This window comes from Pseudomonas sp. NY15181, from assembly GCF_048068055.1.
GTDB lineage: Bacteria > Pseudomonadota > Gammaproteobacteria > Pseudomonadales > Pseudomonadaceae > Pseudomonas.
This window is the reverse complement of the sequence record NZ_JBLUPT010000003.1, coordinates 1-21437: the sequence shown is the minus strand read 5'-3', so window position 1 is coordinate 21437 and position 21437 is coordinate 1. Positions and strand designations below refer to the sequence as shown.

Annotated in this window: 14 protein-coding genes; 9 read left to right on the top strand and 5 right to left on the bottom strand. The window is 66.5% G+C overall.

What is annotated here, in order from left to right; translation table 11 throughout:
• Positions 1-8: 8 nt before the first annotated feature.
• Together ACNFBT_RS08595 and ACNFBT_RS08590 are read left to right on the top strand one after the other, a co-directional pair.
• Positions 9-1526 (top strand): tripartite tricarboxylate transporter permease, encoded by a 1518-nt coding sequence (locus ACNFBT_RS08595; protein ID WP_416748353.1) that lies wholly within the window; start codon positions 9-11, stop codon positions 1524-1526.
• Positions 1519-2562, top strand: coding sequence for an AbrB family transcriptional regulator (locus tag ACNFBT_RS08590; protein WP_416748351.1), 1044 nt, complete (start codon positions 1519-1521; stop codon positions 2560-2562). Before ACNFBT_RS08595 ends, ACNFBT_RS08590 begins: the two co-directional genes overlap by 8 nt.
• A gap of 78 nt (positions 2563-2640) precedes the next feature.
• Here ACNFBT_RS08590 and ung read toward each other — a convergent pair whose 3' ends face one another.
• Both ung and ACNFBT_RS08580 read right to left on the bottom strand, forming a co-directional pair.
• Positions 2641-3333 carry a uracil-DNA glycosylase gene (gene ung / locus ACNFBT_RS08585; protein WP_416748349.1) on the bottom strand — a complete coding sequence of 231 codons (693 nt, stop codon included), beginning with the start codon at positions 3331-3333 and terminating at the stop codon, positions 2641-2643.
• A 65-nt stretch (positions 3334-3398) separates the two neighbouring features.
• On the bottom strand, positions 3399-4277 hold the full coding sequence (locus ACNFBT_RS08580) for an AraC family transcriptional regulator (RefSeq protein ID WP_416748347.1): 879 nt from the start codon (positions 4275-4277) through the stop codon (positions 3399-3401).
• Positions 4278-4425: 148 nt separating this feature from the next.
• On the opposite strand from ACNFBT_RS08580, the gene ACNFBT_RS08575 reads away from it, so the two are divergent.
• The 6 genes from ACNFBT_RS08575 to ACNFBT_RS08550 all read left to right on the top strand — a co-directional run bounded on the left by ACNFBT_RS08575 (position 4426) and on the right by ACNFBT_RS08550 (position 10279).
• Positions 4426-5589, top strand: a complete 1164-nt coding sequence (locus ACNFBT_RS08575) for an isobutyryl-CoA dehydrogenase (protein ID WP_416748345.1) — start codon at positions 4426-4428, stop codon at positions 5587-5589.
• 229 nt (positions 5590-5818) lie between these two features.
• Positions 5819-6637 carry an enoyl-CoA hydratase gene (locus tag ACNFBT_RS08570; RefSeq protein ID WP_416748343.1) on the top strand — a complete coding sequence of 273 codons (819 nt, stop codon included), beginning with the start codon at positions 5819-5821 and terminating at the stop codon, positions 6635-6637.
• A 10-nt stretch (positions 6638-6647) separates the two neighbouring features.
• Entirely contained in the window at positions 6648-7751 is a 1104-nt protein-coding gene (locus ACNFBT_RS08565) for an enoyl-CoA hydratase/isomerase family protein (protein WP_416748341.1), read from the top strand.
• Between the two features lie 177 nt (positions 7752-7928).
• On the top strand, positions 7929-8813 hold the full coding sequence (gene mmsB, locus ACNFBT_RS08560; protein ID WP_416748339.1) for a 3-hydroxyisobutyrate dehydrogenase: 885 nt from the start codon (positions 7929-7931) through the stop codon (positions 8811-8813).
• A 77-nt stretch (positions 8814-8890) separates the two neighbouring features.
• Positions 8891-9523, top strand: a complete 633-nt coding sequence (locus ACNFBT_RS08555; RefSeq protein ID WP_416748337.1) for a potassium channel family protein — start codon at positions 8891-8893, stop codon at positions 9521-9523.
• 114 nt (positions 9524-9637) lie between these two features.
• A complete protein-coding gene (locus ACNFBT_RS08550; RefSeq protein ID WP_416748335.1) occupies positions 9638-10279 on the top strand; it encodes an NAD(P)-dependent oxidoreductase in 642 nt (213 codons plus the stop codon).
• An 804-nt stretch (positions 10280-11083) separates the two neighbouring features.
• On the opposite strand, the gene ACNFBT_RS08545 is transcribed toward ACNFBT_RS08550, so the two are convergent.
• Genes ACNFBT_RS08545 through ACNFBT_RS08535 form a run of 3 tightly spaced genes read right to left on the bottom strand, consistent with a single transcriptional unit; the run spans position 11084 to position 16002 of the window.
• Positions 11084-12454 carry an HlyD family type I secretion periplasmic adaptor subunit gene (locus tag ACNFBT_RS08545; protein WP_416748333.1) on the bottom strand — a complete coding sequence of 457 codons (1371 nt, stop codon included), beginning with the start codon at positions 12452-12454 and terminating at the stop codon, positions 11084-11086.
• Complete coding sequence (locus ACNFBT_RS08540; protein ID WP_416748331.1) at positions 12444-14600, bottom strand: type I secretion system permease/ATPase; 2157 nt, start codon at positions 14598-14600, stop codon at positions 12444-12446. Before ACNFBT_RS08540 ends, ACNFBT_RS08545 begins: the two co-directional genes overlap by 11 nt.
• A gap of 49 nt (positions 14601-14649) precedes the next feature.
• A complete protein-coding gene (locus ACNFBT_RS08535) occupies positions 14650-16002 on the bottom strand; it encodes a TolC family outer membrane protein (protein WP_416748329.1) in 1353 nt (450 codons plus the stop codon).
• A gap of 342 nt (positions 16003-16344) precedes the next feature.
• On the opposite strand from ACNFBT_RS08535, the gene ACNFBT_RS08530 reads away from it, so the two are divergent.
• A partial coding sequence (locus ACNFBT_RS08530; protein ID WP_416748327.1) for a retention module-containing protein occupies positions 16345-21437 on the top strand: 5093 nt, incomplete at its 3' end.

Sequence of the window (21437 nt, the reverse complement as noted above, 5' to 3'; positions counted from 1 at the left end):
ACATCGCAATGGAAACCTTGAGCTATCTGGGACAGGGCTTCGGCGTCGCCCTGACGCCCTACAACCTGATCACCGCGCTGATCGGCACCCTGATCGGCACCGTCGTCGGCCTGCTGCCGGGCCTGGGCCCGATCAACGGCGTGGCCCTGCTGATCCCGGTGGCCTTCGCCCTCGGCCTGCCGCCGGAGTCGGCGCTGATCCTGCTGGCAGCCGTGTACCTGGGCTGCGAGTACGGCGGGCGGATCTCCTCGATCCTGCTGAACATCCCCGGCGAAGCCTCCACCGTGATGACCACCCTCGACGGCTACCCCATGGCGCGCAACGGCCTGGCGGGCGTCGCCCTGTCGCTGTCGGCCTGGAGCTCGTTCATCGGCGCGTTCATCGCCACCTGCGGCATGGTGCTGTTCGCCCCGCTGCTGGCGAAATGGGCCATCGCCTTCGGCCCGGCCGAGTACTTCGTGCTGATGGTGTTCGCCATCGTCGCCCTCGGCGGCCTGGCCGGCGACCGGCCGCTGAAGACGCTGCTGGCCGCCCTGCTCGGCCTGTTCCTGTCCAGTGTCGGGATCGACGCCAACAGTGGCGTGTACCGTTTCACCTTCGACAGCATCCACGTCTCCGACGGCATCCAGTTCGTGGTGCTGGTGCTGGGCCTGTTCTCGGTGAGCGAAATTCTCCTGCTGCTGGAGAAGACCCACCACGGCCACAAGATGGTCGAGGCCAGCGGGCGGATGCTGTTCAACGTCAAGGAAGCCGCCTCGGTGTTCGTGGTCAACCTGCGTTGCGGCCTGCTCGGTTTCATCATGGGCGTGCTGCCCGGCGCCGGCGCGACCCTGGCCAGCGCCGTGGCCTACATGACCGAGAAGAAGATGGCCGGCGAGACCGGCACGTTCGGCAAGGGCGACCTGCGCGGCCTGGCGGCGCCGGAAACCGCCATCGGCGGTGCGGCCTGCGGCGCCCTGGTGCCGATGCTGACCCTCGGCGTGCCCGGCTCGGGCACCACGGCGGTGATGATCGGCGCGCTCAGCCTGTACAACATCACCCCCGGCCCGCTGCTGTTCCAGGAGCAGCCGAACATTGTCTGGGGCCTGATCGCCTCGCTGTTCATCGCCAACGTCATGCTGATCATCCTCAACGTACCGATGGTCCGGGTGTTCACCCGCATCCTCTCGGTGCCGAACTGGGCGCTGGTGCCGGGCATCGCGATCATCACCGCGATCGGCGTGTACGCCGTGCATGCCACCACCTTCGACCTGTTCCTGATGGTCGCCATCGGCATCCTTGGCTACATCCTGCGCAAGCTGGACTTCCCGCTGTCGCCGCTGCTGCTGGGCTTCATCCTCGGCGGGCTGATGGAGCAGAACCTGCGCCGCGCGCTGTCGATCTCCAATGGCGAACTGGGCATCCTCTGGTCCAGCCCGATCGCCCTCGGCACCTGGGCGCTGGTGGCGCTGATGCTCGGCCTGCCGCTGTACCGCACCTGGCGCAAGCGCAGCCGGCGCGCGCCGGTCGAACTGGCCGATGCATAAGCTGGCGGACTGGCGCCTGTTCTGGGCAACGCCCCTGATCGGCGCCCTCGGCGGCTGGCTGGCCTCGCAGGTAGGCTGGCCGCTGCCCTGGATGATCGGCTCGCTGTTGGCGGTGATGCTCAGCCGTTGCCTGCTGAACTGGCCGCTGGCGGAAGTCCCCGGCGCGCGCAAGGCTGGGCAATGGGTGGTGGGCACCGGGATCGGCCTGCACTTCACCCCGGCGGTGGTCGAGCAGGTGCTCGAACATGGCGCCATCGTGGTGCTCGGCGCCCTGGCCACAACGCTGTCGAGCCTCGCCGCAATCGCCCTGCTGCGGCGCGCCGGCGAGGACCGCGCCACCGCGTTCTTCTCCAGCATGCCTGGCGGCGCCAGCGAGATGGTCAACCTCGGCCTGCGCCACGGCGCGCAGTCCAGCCGCGTGGCGGCGGCACAGAGCCTGCGCCTGCTGCTGGTGGTGCTGCTGGTGCCGGCGGCCTTCACCTGGCTGCTGGATACCCCGCCGCCCAGCGTGCATTCGAGCACCGTCAGTTGGGGCTGGCTGGCCCTGCTGCTGCCGGCCGGCGCAGCGGTCGCGCTGCTCCTGCAGGCGCTGCGCCAGCCCAATCCCTGGCTGCTCGGGCCGCTGCTGGTCAGCGCCCTCGCCGCCATTGCCGCCGACCTGCAGATCGGCCTGCCGGCGGGCAGCAGCTCGCTGGGCCAATGGCTGATCGGCAGTGCGCTGGGCTGTCACTTCAATCGCAGCTTCTTCCGCAACGCACCGGCTTTCGTTGGCCGCAGCCTGGTCTGCACGCTGTGGATGATGCTGGCGGCGGCGCTGGTGGCGGAGCTGATCGGCTGGCTCGGGCCGCTGGATCACCAGTCGCTGATGCTCGGCATGATGCCCGGCGGCATCGCCGAGCTGAGCCTGACCGCCGAAGCGCTGCAACTCTCGGTGCCACTGGTAACGGCGCTGCAGGTGCTGCGCCTGCTGCTGGTGCTGTTCCTCGCCGAACCCTGTTTCCGCCTCTGGCAGCGTCGCGCCGAGGCGGCGGAGTAGGTGCCACGCTCGCCGGATTGAGTTCTCCGGCGATTTCTCCAGGCCCGCCTCGTGCGGGCCTTTTTTTTAGACGCGCCGTCAGACCGGCGGCAGCGACCAGTCGATAGGCGTCAGGCCGTTCTGTTCGAGGAACTTGTTGGTGCGGCTGAAGTGCCCATTGCCGAGGAAGCCCCGGTAGGCCGACAGCGGCGAGGGGTGCGCCGACTTGAGGACCAGGTGCTTCTGCGCATCGATCAGCTTCTGCTTGCTCTGCGCATGGGAGCCCCATAGTAGGAACACCAGGTTCTCGCAGCGCTGGCTGACCACTTCGATCACCTTGTCGGTGAACGGGCCCCAGCCCGCCTGGGCGTGGGAGCCGGCGCGGGCCTGCTCGACGGTGAGCGAGGTGTTGAGGAGCAGCACGCCCTGCTCGGCCCAGTGCTGCAGGTAGCCGTGGTTGGGGATCGGCAGGTTGAGGTCGCGCTGCAGCTCCTTATAGATGTTCTGCAGCGACGGCGGCGTCGGCACGCCCGGTTGAACCGAGAAGCACAGGCCGTGGGCCTGGCCGGGACCGTGGTAGGGATCCTGACCGATGATCACCACCTTCACATGGTCCAGCGGCGTGGTGTTCAGCGCGTTGAAGATCAGCGGACCGGGCGGGAATATCACCTTGCCGGCGGCCTTCTCCGCGCGGAGGAACTCGCCCAGCTGCTTCATGTAGGGCTTCTCGAACTCCTCGTGGAGGGCTTCCTTCCAGCTGGCGTCCAGCTTGATCCGATCTTCGTTGGTCATGGTGCGTCTGCCTGGTAAAACGAACCGGCACGCTAAGCAAGCGTCCCGGTCAAGTCAAGGCGGCCTCAGCCGGTGTGCAATGCCCGGTAATGACTGGGCGCCATGCCCACCACACGCTTGAACAACCGCGAGAAGTAATAGGCATCGGCGTAACCCAGCTGCTCGGCCACCTGGCGCACCTCCAGGTTGCCCTGGTCGAGCAGGCGGCAGGCGTGGGTCATCTTCAGGCGGATGAAGTCCTGGATCGGCGCCTGTCCGGTCAGCGCCCGGTAGGTCTTGGCGAAGTGGAAGCGCGACAGGCGGAACTGCGCGGCCAGCTCATCGAGGTTCAAGGTGTCATGCAGGTGCTCGCGCATCAGGGCCTGCACCGCCTCCACGTCCAGCACGCGCCCGGACTTCAGCCGCGCCCGCACCGGGCGCAGGGCCAGTGAGGTCAACAGGCTCTGCAGCAGGTGCGCGGCGTGGATGAAGTGCGGCAGGCTCAGGCCCTGCCGGCGCAGCGCCAGCAATGCGTCGAACTCGCCGAGCAGGCGCGGCTGCACGCCGACCCGCAGGCGCGGCGACTTGCCCAGCGGGCGCAGGAACTCCTCCGCCAGCCGGCCATCCAGGTGCACCCAGAAGATCGACCAGGGCCGTTGCGCATCGGCGCCATAGGCATGGGCGCGGCCCTTGGGCAGCACCAGCAGATCGCCACCGGCGACCTCGAATCGTCCATCCGCCGTTTCCAGCCAACCGTGGCCGGCGCTGCAGTAGATCAGCAGGTGATCGTCCGGATGCTCCCGCTCCATGCGATGCCCCACCGCCGCCGGGTAATACCCCAGCGCCAGCGGATAGCAGGCCTGGCCCAGCGGATGACGATCCAGCGCCCGGCGCAGGCGCGGTGGCGTGATGAAGCGGACGCCCTGCTGGGGCAACGGCCAGGACGAGGTGAGTGGACGGGACATGACGGGAACTCTGCGCTCGTGAATACCAAGATCGTCCATCCGCCGAGCAAGATCGTCAATCCACAGGCGTCGACACAACCGCTATAACCGATGACAACCCGCGCACTGCGCGACGCTGTGGCCGACAAGAACAAACCGAGGTAGCTGCATGCATTTCGATCTGTCCGAAGAACAACGCCTGCTGGTGGACAGCGCCCGCGCCTTCGCCAGCCGCGAACTGGCGCCCCACGCCGCCGACTGGGACCGCCAGCACCACTTCCCGGTGGAGGTGATCCGCCGTGCCGCCGAGCAGGGCTACCTGGGTCTCTACATCGCCGAGGAGGACGGCGGCCTGGGGCTGTCGCGGCTGTCCGCCTCGCTGATCTTCGAGCAGTTGGCCGCCGGCTGTGTCGCCACCACCGCCTACATCACCATCCACAACATGGCCACCTGGATGCTCGCCAGCTTCGGCGACGCCGCGCTCAAGGATCAGTGGCTGCCGGGAATGATCGGCGGCGAGCACCTGGCCTCCTATTGCCTCACCGAGCCGGACGCCGGCTCCGACGCCGCCCACCTGCGCACCCGCGCCCGCCTCGATGGCGACGAGTACGTGCTGGACGGCGCCAAGACCTTCATCTCCGGCGCCGGCTCGACCGACGTGCTGATCGTTATGGCGCGCACCGGGGTGGACGGCGCCAAGGGCATCTCCTGCTTCCTGGTGCCGGCCAATGCCGAGGGCATCCTCTACGGACGCAACGAGGACAAGATGGGCTGGAAGGCCCAGCCGACCCGCACCATCACCTTCGAGGGTGTACGCATCCCCGCCGGCAATCGCATCGGCCCGGAAGGCCAGGGCTTCGTCTACGCCATGAAAGGCCTGGACGGCGGCCGCCTGAACATCGCCAGTTGCTCCCTGGGCGCGGCCCAGGCGGCGCTGGAGCAATCGCTGCGCTACGTTGAGGAGCGCAAGCAGTTCGGCAAGGCGCTGGCCGAGTTCCAGGCCCTGCAGTTCAAGCTCGCCGACATGCTCACCGACCTCACCGCCAGCCGGCAGATGGTGCGCCTGGCCGCCCACAAGCTGGACCACAAGGACGGCGAGGCGACCCTGTATTGCGCCATGGCCAAGCGCTTCGCCACCGACCGCTGCTTCGCCCTGTGCAACGAGGCGCTGCAACTGCATGGCGGCTACGGCTACCTCAACGACTATCCGCTGGAGCGCTGGGTGCGCGACAGCCGCGTGCACCAGATTCTGGAGGGCACCAACGAAATCATGCGGGTGATCGTCGCCCGCCGCCTGCTGGAGCAGGGCGGGATGCTGGATCGCCTGCTTTGAAGCTTTTCCTGTAGGAGCGAGCTTGCTCGCGAACCGACTCCGCTGCGAAAGCTGTTCGCGAGCAAGGGCTAGGCGCCCCCCTCGGTCCTACATAGATCGACAGCACTGGAAAAACCGCCCGCCCATGCGGGCGCAATCGAACAGATCGGACATGGACGCGCCCCATCGCGCGCGCCTAGAGTCCAGGCACATGCGTCCGCCCGCCGGCGGCACCGACAAGGAGATACCCATGAGCAACGCCCTTGAGCCCTACAAGCCCGGCGTCTTCGACCTGACCCACAAGCTGACGGTGGAGAAGCACGGCCACACCGCGCTGATCACCATCAACCACCCGCCGGCCAACACCTGGGATCGCGACTCGCTGATCGGCCTGCGCCAGGTGATCGAGCACCTCAACCGCGACGATGACATCTACGCTCTGGTGGTAACCGGCCAGGGCCCGAAATTCTTCTCCGCCGGCGCCGACCTGAATATGTTCGCCGACGGCGACAAGGCCCGCGCCCGCGAGATGGCCCGCCGCTTCGGCGAGGCCTTCGAGGCCCTGCGCGACTTCCGTGGCGTGTCCATCGCCGCGATCAACGGCTACGCCATGGGCGGCGGCCTGGAATGCGCCCTGGCCTGCGACATCCGCATCGCCGAGCGCCAGGCGCAGATGGCCCTGCCAGAAGCCACCGTGGGCCTGCTGCCCTGCGCCGGCGGCACCCAGGCGCTGCCCTGGCTGGTGGGCGAAGGCTGGGCCAAGCGCATGATTCTCTGCGGCGAGCGCGTCGACGCCGACACCGCGCTGCGCATCGGCCTGGTCGAGCAGGTGGTCGACACTGGCGAAGCCCGCGGCACCGCCCTGCTGCTGGCGGCCAAGGTCGCCCGCCAGAGCCCAGTGGCGGTACGCACCATCAAGCCGCTGATCCAGGGCGCCCGCGAGCGTGGCCCGAGCACCTGGCTGCCGGAAGAGCGCGAGCGCTTCGTCGACCTGTTCGATGCCGACGACACCCGCGAAGGCGTCAACGCCTTCCTGGAAAAACGCGAACCGCATTGGCGCAACCAGTAAGGGACCGATCATGAACGTGATGTTCGAAGAGCGCCCCGGCCTGCATGGTTTCCGCATCGGCGTCGCCACCCTCGACGCCGAGAAGAGCCTGAATGCCCTGAGCCTGCCGATGATCGAAGCGCTCAGCCATCAGTTGGGCGTCTGGAAGAACGACCCGCAGATCGCCTGCGTGGTGCTGCGCGGCAACGGCGGCAAGGCCTTCTGCGCCGGCGGCGACGTGCGCAAGCTGGTCGACGCCTGCCGCGAGCAGCCCGGCGAAGTCCCCGCCCTCGCCCGCCGCTTCTTCGCCGACGAGTACCGCCTGGACTACCTCATCCACAGCTACGGCAAACCGCTGATCTGCTGGGCCCACGGCTACGTGATGGGCGGCGGCATGGGCCTGATGCAAGGCGCCGGGGTGCGCATCGTCACCCCATCCACCCGGCTGGCCATGCCGGAGATCAGCATCGGCCTGTACCCGGACGTCGGCGCCAGCTGGTTCCTCGCCCGCCTGCCCGGCCGCCTTGGCCTGTTCCTCGGGCTGACCGCCACGCAGATGAACGCCCGCGATGCGCTGGACCTGGACCTGGCCGACCGCTTCCTGCTCGATACCCAGCAGGAAGACCTGCTCGAAGGCCTGGTGCAGCTGAACTGGCGCGAACAGGCCGACGTGCAGCTGCACAGCCTGCTGCGCGCACTGGAGCACGAAGTTCGCGGCGAGCTGCCGCAAGCTCAGCTGCTGCCGCGCCGCGAACGCATCGACGCCCTGCTGGACTGCGCCAATGTGGTGGAGGCCTGGCACGCGCTGGCGCCGCTCACCGAGGACAGCGACATGGTGATCGCCAAAGGGGCCAGGACCCTGGTCTCCGGTAGCCCGCTGACAGCCCGCCTGGTCTGGGAACAGATTCGCCGCGCGCGCCATCTGTCGACGGCCGAGGTGTTCCGCATGGAGTACGCGATGAGCCTGAACTGCTGCCGCCACCCGGAATTCCCCGAAGGCGTGCGCGCCCGGCTGATCGACAAGGACAACGCCCCGCACTGGCACTGGCCGGATATCGCTGCCATACCTGATGCTGTGGTGAATGCGCACTTCGACGCGACCTGGGAGGGCGGGCATCCGCTGGCGGATCTGTAGGCCCCTCTCCCTGTAGGAGCGAGCTTGTGACCCACAGGGATGTGGGAAATGCCGAAATCCGTCGGGAACGGATTCGGCCTCGCGAACCGGCCCCGCTGCGAGGCTGTTCGCGAGCAAGCTCGCTCCTACGAAGAGCAAAGCGCTGGAGTGCCTGTGGTCCAACAGGAGGAAACCAGCATGCAAACCATCGCCTTCATCGGCCTCGGCCACATGGGCGCCCCCATGGCCGCCAACCTGATCAAGGCCGGCTACCTGCTGCGCGTGTTCGACTTGGTGCAGAGCGCCATCGACAGCCTGGTCGCCCAGGGCGCCAGCGCGGCGCGCAGCGCCCATGACGCGGTCGACGGCGCCGACCTGGTGATCACCATGCTACCAGCCAGCCAGCACGTCGAAGGGCTCTACCTGGGCACCGACGGCCTGCTGACGCACATCACGCCCGGCACCCTGGTGCTGGAATGCTCCACCATCGCCCCCGCCTCCGCCCGCAAGGTTCACCAGGCCGCCGCCGAGCGCGGCATCCCGATGCTCGATGCACCGGTCTCCGGCGGCACCGGCGGGGCCATCGCCGGCACCCTGACGTTCATGGTCGGCGGCGATGCCGAGGTGCTCGAACGCGCCCGCCCGGTGTTCTCCGCCATGGGCCGCAACATCTTCCACGCCGGCGCAGACGGCGCCGGACAGGTGGCCAAGGTGTGCAACAACCAGCTGCTCGCCGTGCTGATGATCGGCACCGCAGAGTCCCTGGCCCTGGGTGCCGCCAACGGACTCGACCCGGTGGTGCTGTCGGAAATCATGCGCCGCAGCTCCGGCGGCAACTGGGCACTGGAGGTGTACAACCCCTGGCCCGGCGTGATGGAGAACGCCCCCGCCTCGCGCGGCTACACCGGCGGTTTCATGGCCGCGCTGATGACCAAGGACCTGGGCCTGGCCCAGGAAACCGCCCAGGTCAGCGGCAACAGCACGCCCATGGGCAGCCTGGCACTGGCGTTGTACCGGCTGCTGGTGAAGCAGGGACATGGAGAACAGGACTTTTCTGTCATACAGAAACTCTTCGATTCCTAGTCCTGGGCATGGCAGTCCGACAGGGGGCTGGCCCAGACTCTCCAGCCCTTTCCCTTGCTGCACGCCCGGCTGCCGTCTTGAAGAAGTTCCTGTCGCATTACCGTTTCCGCCTGCTGCTCAACAGCGTCCTGCTGGTGCTGCTGGTACTGTCGATACCCTCCCCGCCCAGGTCGCTGGAGTTGGGTAGCCTGCTGCTGATGGTCCTGGCCGGTATCAACACCGTACGCAGCACCAGCAAAGGGTTCTACCTGATCTGCGGTATGGGCATCCTCAGCCTGTGCATGTCGTTCGTGCCCGACAGCTGGCATATCCATCCCTTCCTCAAGCGCGGCATTCCGCAGATCGCCTTCATCCTGCTGCTGGCCATCAGCATCTTCCACCGGGTCACCCAGCAGCGGCCGGTGACCCGCGAGCTGCTTTATGGCCTTTGCGCGCTGTACCTGAACTTCGTGCTCTCCTTCGCGCTCACCTACAACCTGATCGAGCGTCTCCACCCCCACAGCTTCCAGACCAGCAACGGTCCGCTGGACATGGCCTGCTTTGTGTACTTCAGCATGATCACCCTGACTACCATCGGTTACGGCGACATCGTGCCGGTGCATCCGCTGGCACGTCTGCTGGCGGGCAGCGAAGCGATCATGGGTGCGCTGTTCATCGCCCTGGCCGTGGCCCGGGGGCTGAGCCTGATGAGCGACGACACCAAGGATTGATTGTTAAGCCAGGCTTACGAGTGCATGCCGCCAGCCCGGCTTTATCGGCGGCCGCCCAGCGCCGAAGATGAATCACCCGCCGCCGATGCGCGGCCTCCCAGCAAAGGTGATTCCATGAACATTGCCCTGATCGGCGCCACCGGCCATGTCGGCCATTACTTCCTCGAAGAGGCCCTTCGCCGTGGTCATCAGGTGACCGCCCTGGTGCGCGACCCCGCGAAACTGCAGGCACGCGAGAACCTGAAGGTGGTCCAGGCCGATGTCTACGATCCGTCCCAGGTCGCCCGTGCCGTCGCCGGGCAGGGCGTGGTGATCAGCGCGTTCAACGCTGGCTGGGGCAACCCGGATATCCGTGGCGCCCATGCCAAGGGCAGCCGCGCCATTCTCGACGGGGTCAAGGCCTCTGGCGTGAGGCGCCTGCTGGTGCTCGGCGGCGCAGGCAGCCTGGAGATCGCTCCCGGCCAGCGCCTGGTGGACAGCCCGGAATTCCCCGAACAATGGAAGCAAGGCGCGCTGGGCGCGGCCGATGCGTTGGACCAGCTGCGCGGCGAGAAGGAACTGGATTGGGCCTTCCTCAGCCCAGCCATGTTGCTTGACGGCGAAACCCGCACCGGCAGCTTCCGCGTCGGCGGCGACCAGGTGTTGTTCGATGCCAAGGGCGAGAGCCGCATCTCCCTACCGGACTTGGCGGTGGCGATGATCGATGAAGCCGAGCAGGCCAACCATCATCAGCAGCGGTTTACCGTGGCGTATTGATCAGCCCTGCGTAGGGCGTACAACCGTTCGCGGTTGTACGCCGATACACCGCGCGTATCGGCGGCGCCATGGTCAGGTCCGGAGTGGCCCGAAACTGCGGCTCCGAGCCAACCCCGAGCGTTCCGGGGCCAAGGTCAAACGGCGTATAACGTCGAACGTTATACGCCCTACGTCACAGGAAATACCGAGTCATCCGCGGTGGATTTCGCGGACAAGGGCTAGGCGCCCCCGTCTCTCCTACGGGAGCAGGAAGCTCTGCTCTGGCTCGAAAAAGATTTCCAGAGAAACATCCGCGCGCTCCGGAGCGCCCCTTCAGGAGGCCGAGTGGAGTCGGAGTTTCAGGGGTTGAGCGGCATGGATGCCGCGAGAGCGTCGTCGGGCCAGGGATGGCCCGTCGACGCGGGCCCCTGAAACTTCGATGGAGCGAGGGAACCCCAGCGAAGCTGGGGCCGGCTGATGGGGCAAGACCTTTGCCTTCTTTGGGGCGTCTGCCAAAGAAGGTCGCCCGAGGGGGCGAAACAAGAAGTCCCAGCGCACGCCGAAGCGGCGCGGAACACCAAAATCAAAAGCATCGCGGACGGAGTCCGCTCCTACGAGATCAAGAGCCCCTCACCCTAACCCTCTCCCGCAAGCGGGAGAGAGGACCGTTCGGTGGAGGATGAAACCAAGGCGTTAGCCGGCACCATCTGCCCCCTCTCCCTCCGGGAGAGGATTGGGGTGAAGGCATCCGCTGGCACGAGCTTCCAAGAAGACAGTTGCTCCTACAAAGGCAACGCGGCCATCCCACCGGATGGCCCTCATCGATCACCGCTCCCGCAACGCCTCCGCCTTGGCCCGCAGGATGGGCTTGAGCAGGTAGCTCAGGATGCTCTTCTTACCAGTGATGATGTCCACAGTGGCGATCATGCCGGGGATGATCAGCAGCGGTTTGTCATCGGTGCCCAGGTGGCTTTTGCGGGTGCGTAGCTTGATCAGGTAGAAGCTGTTGCCGTCGTCGTCGGTGACGGTGTCCGCGCCGATCTGCTCCAGGTCCGCCTCCAGCCCGCCGTAGATGGTGTAGTCGTAGGCGGTGAACTTGACCATCGCATGCTGCCCCGGACGCAGGAAGGCAATGTCCTGCGGACGGATGCGCGCTTCCACCAGCAGGGTGTCGTCCAGCGGGACAATCTCCACCAGGTCGCTGCCCGGCTGGATCACGCCGCCGATGGTGTTGACCAGCAGCTGCTTGACGATACCGCGCACCGGCGAGGTGACCAGGGTGCGGCTGACCCGGTCTTCCAGGGCCTTGCCGGTGGCCTCGGCCTTGCTCAGTTCGGTGCGCGCCTCGTTGAGTTCCTTCAGTGCCTCGCTGCGGAAGCGCGAGCGGGTCTCGGCGACCTTGCGTTCGACTTCCTTCACCGCCGCCTCGGCGCGGGGAATCGCCAGGGTGGTGGCGTCGAGCTGGCCACGGTTCTCCACTTCCGAGCGTTTCAGGCGCAGCAACTCCACCTGGGACATGGCGCCCTGCGCCACCAGCGGCGCGGACATGGAGATTTCCTGGCGCAGCAGTTCCAGGCTGTTGCGGTATTGCGCCTGCTTGGAGACGAACTCGCGCAGCTCCTGCTGCTTCTGCACCAGCTGCTGCTCCAGGCCGGCGACCTCGTCCTTGAGCTGCTGCTGGCGGCTGTGGAACAGCGCCTCTTCGCTGCTGGCCTGGCCGGGCACCTTGGCGCGCACGTCGTCGGGGATGTTCAGCGCGCGGTCTTCCACCTCGGCGGAGAGCCGCTCCACCCGCAGGAACATCGCCAGGCGATCGGCCTCGGTCTCGCCGACGTTGGACTGGAAGCGGGTCGGGTCCAGGCGCATCAGCGACTCGCCGGCCTGCACCACCTCGCCTTCGTGGACGAAGATCTGCGAGACGATGCCGCCTTCCAGGTTCTGGATCTTCTGCACCTTGGACGAAGGAATGGCCTTGCCCTCGCCACGGGTCACCTCGTCGATCTGCGCGAAGTGCGCCCACAGGCCGAGGAACAGGACGAAGCCGATCAACACCCAGATGGTCAGGCGCACCACGCGCGGGGCGTCTTCCACCAGCGCCTTGCTGACTTCGGGGAGCGGTTGGCCGGAGAGATTGTCGCCGCCCTTGAAATAGCCGCCGACGGTGTGGCGGATGCTGCCTTTGGGATCAAGCGACACTGATCTGCCCCTTCTTCAATGCGTCCATCACCACATCCTTCGGGCCGTCGGCGATGATGCGGCCCTTGTCGATGATCACCAGGCGATCCACCAGGCTGAGCATGGAGGCGCGATGGGTGACCAGCAGCAGTGTCTTGTCGCCCATGATCGAATGCAGGCGCTGCTTCAGGCGCTCTTCGCCGGCGTTGTCCATGGCGCTGGTCGGTTCGTCGAGCAGCAGGATCGGCGGATCGAGCAGCAGCGCACGGGCCAGGGCGACGTTCTGCCGCTGGCCGCCGGAGAGGTTCAGGCCACGCTCGCCGACCTGCAGCTCGTAGCCCTGCGGATGCAGACGGACGAACTCGTTCACCCCGGTAAGCTCGGCCACTTCCAGCACGCGCTCGTCGTCCACGTAGCGCGCCCCGCAGACCAGGTTGTCGCGCAGGGTGCCGCTGAACAGGCTGATGTCCTGCGGCACGTAGCCGATGTTGTGGCGCAGCTCGCTGATGTCCAGTTGGCGCACATCGGCGCCGTCCACCAGCAGGTTGCCCTTATCCGGTTGATAGAGGCCGACGATCAGCTTGGCCAGGGAGCTCTTGCCCGAACCGCTGCGGCCGACGATGCCGACCTTCTCGCCGGGACGGAACTGCAGGTTGATGCCGTGCAGCGCCGCCACCTGCTGGTTCGGGTAAACGAAGTCCAGCTCGCGCATCTCGATGCCGCCGCGCAGTTGCGAACGGGTCAGCGGACGCTCATCGGCGCTGCGCTCCTGCGGCAGTTCCATCATCTGGTTGGTGGTCTCCATGGAGAGACGCGCCTGCTGGTAGCGCTGGATCAGCCCGGAGAGCTGGGTCAGCGGGCCAAGGGCGCGTCCGTTGAGCATGTAGCAGGCGATCAGGCCGCCCATGGAGAGGTCGCCGGCGATGATCAGGTAGACGCCGCCGATGATCATCACCACCCCGGCCAGCGCCTGGATCAGCACGGTGATGTTCATCGCCAGGGACGACAGCAGCTTCACCCGCAGCTCGAGGCGGCTCAGGGTGCCGATGGTCTGCTCCCAGAGGTACTGGCGTTCGCTCTCGGCGTTGTTCACCTTCACCGCATCGAGGCTGGCCAGGGTTTCGATCAGGCTCGACTGGCGCTCGGCGGACAGCGCCATGGTGCGGTTCATGGTTTCCACCAGCGGCTTCTGCAGCATCCAGCCCAGGCCCGCGGCCAGCGGGAAGGCCACCAGCGGGACGAACACCAGCGGTCCGCCGATGATGCCGATCACCAGCAGGATCAGCAGGGTGAACGGCAGGTCGATCAGGGTGGTCAGCGTCAGCGAGTTGAGGAAGTCGCGCAGCGTCTGGAATTCGTGGATGTTCTGCGCGAACGAGCCGACCCGCGCCGGCCGGTATTTCATGCTCATGCCGACGATGCGCTCGAACAGCGTCGCCGAGATGATCAGGTCGGTCTTCTTGCCGGCCAGGTCCAGGCACAGGCCGCGCATGGTCTTGAGCAGCAGGTCGAACAGGTAGGCGCCGCTGATGCCGACGGCCAGCACCCAGAGGGTGGCGGCGGCCTGGTTGGGCACCACGCGGTCGTAGACGTTCATCACGAACAGCGGCGCGGCCAGGGCGATCAGGTTGATCACCAGGCTCGCGGCCACGGCGTCGACGTAGAGCCAGCGCGAGCGCTTCAGGGTGTCGCGGAACCAGCTCTTCGCCCGCGGAATGAGCTCGCCGTGCTGCAGGTCGAACTTGTGCTGCGGCTGGGCGAAGAACGCCTGGCCGCCGTAATCCTCCAGCAGCAGCTCGCGGGACACGCGCACCTCGCCACCGTCGCTCTCACTGAGCAGCAGGCGCGCCTGGCCCTCGCCTTCCCAACCCAGCAGCACCGCGCAACGCCCCTCGCGCAGCAGCAGCATGGCCGGCAGCGCGAGCGCCGGAATCTGCTCCAGGCGCCGCTGCAACAAGCGTCCCTGCAAGCCGGCGCGGGCCGCCGCACGCGGCAGCAGCTCCGCGGTCAGGCGTTGCTCGGGCAGTGGCAGGCCGCTGGTGAGCATGGCGCGGCTGGCCGGCTTCTGGTGCAGCTGGCAGAGCGTCAGCAGGCTGTCCAGCAGCGGGTCATCGAGCAGACCGCGTGGATCGTGACGTGAGGAAACTCGACTGACTTCTTGATCCACGCGGGAACACTCTAGGTTGGGACGGGCTGGGTTGGGGCCGGGGGGCTGATCAGTTCAGGCCCGGCAGCTGGACTTGCGGCTTGACGTCGGTGCTCACCACGGTCGCCATCGGCGCCACCACGCCCTGGCTCTTGAGCAGATCGCCCAGGGTGGCCTTGATGCGGTACTGGGTGAACAGCTCGGTGTATTTCAGGTCGACCGCGCGGCGCGAAGCGTTGAACAGTTCGTTCTCGCTGTCCAGCAGATCGAGCAGGGTGCGCTCGCCGATGGTGAACTGCTGCTGGTAGGCCTCGCGCACGCGGGTGCTGTAGTCCACGTACTGGCGGGCGATCGGCAGCTGCTCGCGAGCGTTTTCCAGGGCATTCCAGGACAGTCCAAGTTCCTCGTTCAACTGGCGCAGGGCGTTGTTGCGGATATCCAGTGCCTGGGTGGCCTGGTACGACTTGGCTTCCAGCTCGGCCTTGTTGCTGCCGCCGGCGAACAGGTTGTAGCGCATGCGCAGCATGGCCTGCCATTCGTTGTTGTGGCCCGGATCGCCGTCGATGTTGTTATCGGCACCACGGGACAATTCTGCATCGAAGCGCGGATAGAAGGTCGACTTCGCCGCTTCGTACTGCTTCTCCGCCGCCGCGACGTCCGACTCCGCCGAACGCAGGATCGGGCTGTTTTCCAGCAGTTGGCGACGCGCCGCCTGCAGGTCCGCCGGCAGTTGGCCGTTGAGGCCGGAGGGTTCGGCCAGGTCCACCGGCTCGCTGCCCACCACGCTGAAGTAGTTGGTGCGGGCGTCGGCCAGGTTGGTCTTCTCGGTGAACAGGTTGTTCTGCGCCTGGGCCAGGCGCGCTTCAGCCTGGTCCTGGTCGGCCAGGCGGCCGACGCCGCGCGCGCTGCGCAGGCTGATCTGGTCGTACACCTGCTGGTGGCGCTTCAGGTTCGCTTCGGCCAAACGAACCATTTCCTGGCGACGCAGCACGTCGGTGTAGACCTGGGCCACTTCCAGCGCGGTGCGCTCGGAGGTGCCGAGCAGTGCATAGGCACGGGAGTTCACAGTGGCCTGCTGGCGCCCTACTTCGCTGGAGGTGGCGAAGCCGTCGAACACCATCTGCTGCAGGCGCAGGCTGGACTCGCCACGGTTCATGGTCTTCCAGTGGTCGTTGCCCTCGGCGCGGGTGGTGGGCGAATCGGTGCCTTCGCGACCATAGCCACCCAGCAGGTCGACCGACGGCAGATAGCCACCCTGGGCGGCGCGCAGTTGCTTGTCGGCGGCCAGTCGGCTGTTCACTCCCGCCTGGATTTCCGGGTGGTAGTCGATGGCCTTCTGCATCGCCTGGTTGAGCGTATCGGCATGGGCGGGAAGCACGAACGACAGGGCAAAGGGCACTACGGAAGCGAATCGCAGACGCATGAGGAAAACATCCTTATCAATGAGATTGCGGCAGCGATTCGATTGCCGCAAAGAGCGTCAAAAGACCGGCGAATGCGCTGCAAGGACCCATCGCGAAACGTGACGTGTTTCACGAAAAATATTTTGAGGCGGCACCTCGATATCAAAGTGACATCGATTTGCCAATTGTTTAGGATGGCACGCGAATGGTCAATACATTGGCATATACGCAATTTCCAGCGGTTATAAGCCAATTTGTTGACGCCAAATATTTCGCTCTGAATGACAAGGAATGCCCCTGGCGCCGACACGGAAAACGGCCGCCCAGCTGGCACACCCGGCAAGCCCCATCAGGAGAAGTGCATGAGCAGCGTCGTCGCCGTCGTCAAAAGCATCATCGGGCAAGTGGTTGCGGTATCCCCCGAAGGCGCCCAGCGCGTCCTGGTCGAAGGTGACCGCATCTACCAGGGTGAGCAGCTGGTCACGGGCGCCGCCGGTGCCGTGACGCTGGACACCGGCAATGGCCGCGTGATCGACCTGGGCCGCGACAGCCAGTGGAGCGGCGCTGACCTGCCGCACGTGGCGTCCGCGCACGCGCAAGCGCAACTCTCCGTACCGAGTACCGAAGACCTGCAGAAAGCCATCGCCGCCGGCCTCGACCCGACCCAGGCCCTGGCCCCTACCGCGGCCGGCCCGGCGGCGTCCACCGGCGGTTCCGGCGCAGCGGGCGGCGGCCACAGCTTCGTGATGCTTGGCGAGACGGGCGACCGGGTCGATCCGAACATCGGCTTCGGCACTGCAAACAACGGCCAGGCCGTCGGCCGGCAACAGCAGGAACAAGGCAACAACGCTCAGAACCAGCGCGGGCCGAACCACGACCCGCGCGGCCAGGACGCCAGCATCCGCACCGAGGAAGACACTCCGGTCAGCGGCCGCCTGCGCGCCAGCGACCCGGACGGCAACCCGCTGCGCTTCGACCTGGGCGACGCCCCACGCAACGGCACCGTAGTGGTCAACGCCGACGGCACCTACACCTACACCCCCGGGCAGAACTTCAACGGCAACGACAGCTTCACCGTGGTGGTCAATGACGGCCAGGGCGGCCGCGACACCATCACCGTCACGGTGGGCGTGAACCCGGTGAACGACGCACCGGTGGCCGCCAACGACGGCCCCGTCGCCGTGACCGAAGACACCCCGGCCACCGGCAACGTACTGACCAACGACCACGACATCGACGGCGATGCGCTGACCGTCACCGGCTTCAGCTTCGGCGGCAACAACTACGCCGCCGGCCAGACTGCAACCCTCAACGGCGTCGGCTCGCTGGTGATCAATGCCGACGGCAGCTTCACCTTCACCCCGGCGCAGAACTACACCGGCCCGGTGCCGAGCGCGACCTACACCGTCAGCGACGGCAAACTGACCGCTGCCGCGCAACTGAACTTCGCCGATGTCACCCCGGTGAACGATGCGCCGGTCACCGCCGACCAAGCGAACACCACCGCCGAAGACACCCCGGTCAGCGGCCGGATCGTCGCCACCGACGCCGACCAGGACACCCTCAGCTTCACCCTGAAACCGGGCTCCGAACCGACCCACGGCAGCCTGGTGCTGAACCCGGCGACCGGCGAATACACCTACACCCCGGCTAAGGATTACAACGGCAGCGACAGCTTCACCGTGCTGGTGAGCGACGGCAAAGGCGGTACCGTCGAGTCGGTGGTCAACCTCAACGTCACTCCGGTAAACGACGCGCCGGTCACTGCCGACCAGTCGCAGACCACCGCAGAGGACACCCCGGTCAACGGCCAGATCGTTGCCACCGACGTCGACCAGGACACCCTCAGCTACACCCTGAAGCCGGGTTCCGAGCCGTCGCACGGCAGCCTCGTGCTGAATCCGGCGACCGGCGAATACACCTACACCCCGGCCAAGGACTACAACGGCAGCGACAGCTTCACCGTGGTGGTGAGCGACGGCAAAGGCGGCTCGGTCGAGTCGGTCGTCACCCTCAATGTCACTCCGGTGAACGACGCGCCGGTCACTGCCGACCAGTCGCAAACCACCGCCGAAGACACCCCGGTCAGCGGCCGGATCGTCGCCACCGACGTCGACCACGACACCCTCAGCTACACCCTGAAACCGGGCTCCGAACCGACCCACGGCAGCCTGGTGCTGAACCCGGCCACCGGCGAATACACCTACACCCCGGCCAAGGACTACAACGGCAGCGACAGCTTCACCGTGGTGGTGAGCGACGGCAAAGGCGGCTCGGTCGAGTCGGTCGTCACCCTCACTGTCACTCCGGTGAACGACGCGCCGGTCGCCCAGAACGACGGCCCGGTAGCGGTTACCGAAGACACCCCGGCCACCGGCAACGTGCTGACCAACGACCACGACGTCGACGGCGATAAGCTGACCGTCACCGGCTTCAGCTTCGGCGACAACAGCTACGCCGCTGGCCAGACCGCCACCATTCAGGGCGTCGGCAGCCTCGTCATCAATGGCGATGGCAGCTTCACCTTCACTCCGGCCCAGGACTACAACGGCCCGGTGCCGAGCGCGACCTACACCGTCAGCGACGGCCAGTTGACCGCCACGGCCAACCTGAACTTTGCCAATGTCAGCCCGGTAGATGATCCGTCGGTACTGACCCCGGACACCAACACCGTCGCCGAGGACACCCCGGCGACCGGCAACGTGCTGGGCAACGACCACGATGTGGACAACACCCTCAGCGTCACCAGCTTCAGCATCGCAGGTGTGCAAGGTAGCTTCACCGCCGGCCAGACCGCGAACATCAACGGCATCGGCTCGCTGGTGATCAATGCCGACGGCACTTACACCTTCGCTCCGGTGCAGGATTACAACGGTGCGGTGCCCGAAGTCACCTACACCACCAACACCGGCAGCAGCTCCACGCTGAGCATCAGCGTCACTCCAGTGAACGACGCGCCAGTCGCCCAGAACGACGGCCCGGTCTCGGTTACCGAAGACACGCCAGCCACCGGCAATGTGCTGACCAATGACAGCGATGTCGACGGCGACAAGCTGAGCGTCACCGGCTTCAGCTTCGGCGGCAACGACTATGCCGCCGGCCAGACCGCGACGATCAATGGCGTTGGCTCGCTGGTCATCAACGGCGACGGCAGCTTCACCTTCACTCCGGCCCAGGACTACAACGGCCCGGTGCCGACTGCGACCTACACCGTCACCGACGGCAAGCTGACCGCCACCGCCGACTTGAGCTTCGCCGATATCACCCCGGTGAACGACGCGCCGATCGCCCAGAATGACGGCCCGATCTCGGTCACCGAAGATACCCCGGCCACCGGCAATGTGCTGACCAATGACAGCGACATCGACGGCGACAAGCTGACCGTTATCGGCTTCACCGTCGGCGGCAACAGCTACGCCGCAGGCGCTACCGCCACCATCAACGGCGTCGGCTCCCTGGTGATCAACGGCAACGGCAGCTTCACCTTCACTCCGGCGCCGAACTACAACGGCCCGGTACCGACCGCGACCTACACCGTCACCGACGGCAAGCTGACCGCCACCGCCGACCTCAGCTTCGCCAATGTCACCCCGGTGAACGACGCCCCGGAAACGGCCGACCAGTCCAAGACCACTGCCGAAGACACACCGGTCACCGGCCAGATCGTCGCCACCGACGCCGACCAGGACACCCTCAGCTACACCCTGAAGCCGGGCGCTGAACCGGCACACGGTAGCCTGGTACTGAACCCGGCGACTGGCGAATACACCTACACCCCGGCCAAGGATTACAACGGCACCGACACCTTCACCGTGATCGTCAGCGACGGTAATGGCGGTTCCGTCGAATCGGTGGTCAGCCTCACCGTGACGCCGGTGAACGACGCCCCGGAAACCGCCGACCAGTCCAAGGTCACCGCCGAGGACACCCCCGTCACCGGTCAGATCGTCGCCAGCGACGTCGACCAGGACTCCCTCAGCTACACCCTTAAGCCGGGTACCGAACCGGCGCACGGCACCCTGGTGCTGAACCCGGCCACCGGCGAATACACCTACACCCCGGCCAAGGACTACAACGGCACCGACACCTTCACCGTGGTCGTCAGTGACGGTAACGGCGGCTCCGTTGAGTCGGTCGTTAGCCTTACCGTCACCCCGGTGAACGACGCGCCGGAAACCGCCGATCAATCCAAGACCACTGCCGAAGACACCCCGGTTAGCGGTCAGATCGTCGCCACCGATGTCGACCACGACACCCTCAGCTACACCCTGAAACCGGGCACTGAACCGGCGCACGGCACCCTGGCACTGAACCCGGCCACCGGCGAATACACCTACACCCCGGCCAAGGACTACAACGGCACCGACACCTTCACCGTGGTCGTCAGTGACGGTAACGGCGGCTCCGTTGAGTCGGTCGTTAGCCTTACCGTCACCCCGGTGAACGACGCGCCGGAAACCGCCGATCAATCCAAGACCACTGCCGAAGACACCCCGGTTAGCGGTCAGATCGTCGCCACCGACGTCGACCAGGACACCCTCAGCTACACCCTGAAACCGGGCACTGAACCGGCGCACGGCACCCTGGTACTGAACCCGGCCACCGGCGAATACACCTACACCCCGGCCAAGGACTACAACGGCACCGATACCTTCACCGTGGTGGTCAGTGACGGCAACGGTGGCTCCGTCGAATCGGTGGTCAGCCTGACCGTGACGCCGGTGAACGACGCCCCGGAAACCGCTGACCAGTCCAAGACCACCGCCGAGGACACCCCGGTCACCGGTCAGATCGTCGCCAGCGACGTCGACCAGGACACGCTCAGCTACACCCTCAAATCGGGTACCGAGCCGACACACGGCACCTTGGTGCTGAATCCGGCGACTGGCGAGTACACCTATACCCCGGCCAAGGACTACAACGGCACCGACACCTTCACCGTGATCGTCAGCGACGGTAACGGCGGTTCCGTCGAATCGGTGGTCAGCCTCACTGTCACCCCGGTGAACGACGCGCCAATCGCCCAGAACGACGGCCCGATCTCGGTCACCGAAGACACCCCGGCCACCGGCAACGTGCTGACCAACGACAGCGATGTCGACGGCGATGCACTGACCGTCACCGGCTTCACCGTCGGCGGCAACAGCTACGCCGCAGGCGCTACCGCCACCATCAACGGCGTCGGTTCCCTGGTGATCAACGGCAACGGCAGCTTCACCTTCACTCCGGCGCCGAACTACAACGGCCCGGTGCCGACCGCGACCTACACCGTCACCGACGGCAAGCTGACCGCCACCGCCGACCTGAGCTTCGCCAACGTCGCTCCGGTGAACGACGCGCCAACCGCCCAGAACGACGGCCCGATCTCGGTCACCGAAGACACCCCGGCCACCGGCAACGTGCTGACCAACGACAGCGATGTCGACGGCGATGCACTGACCGTCACCGGCTTCAC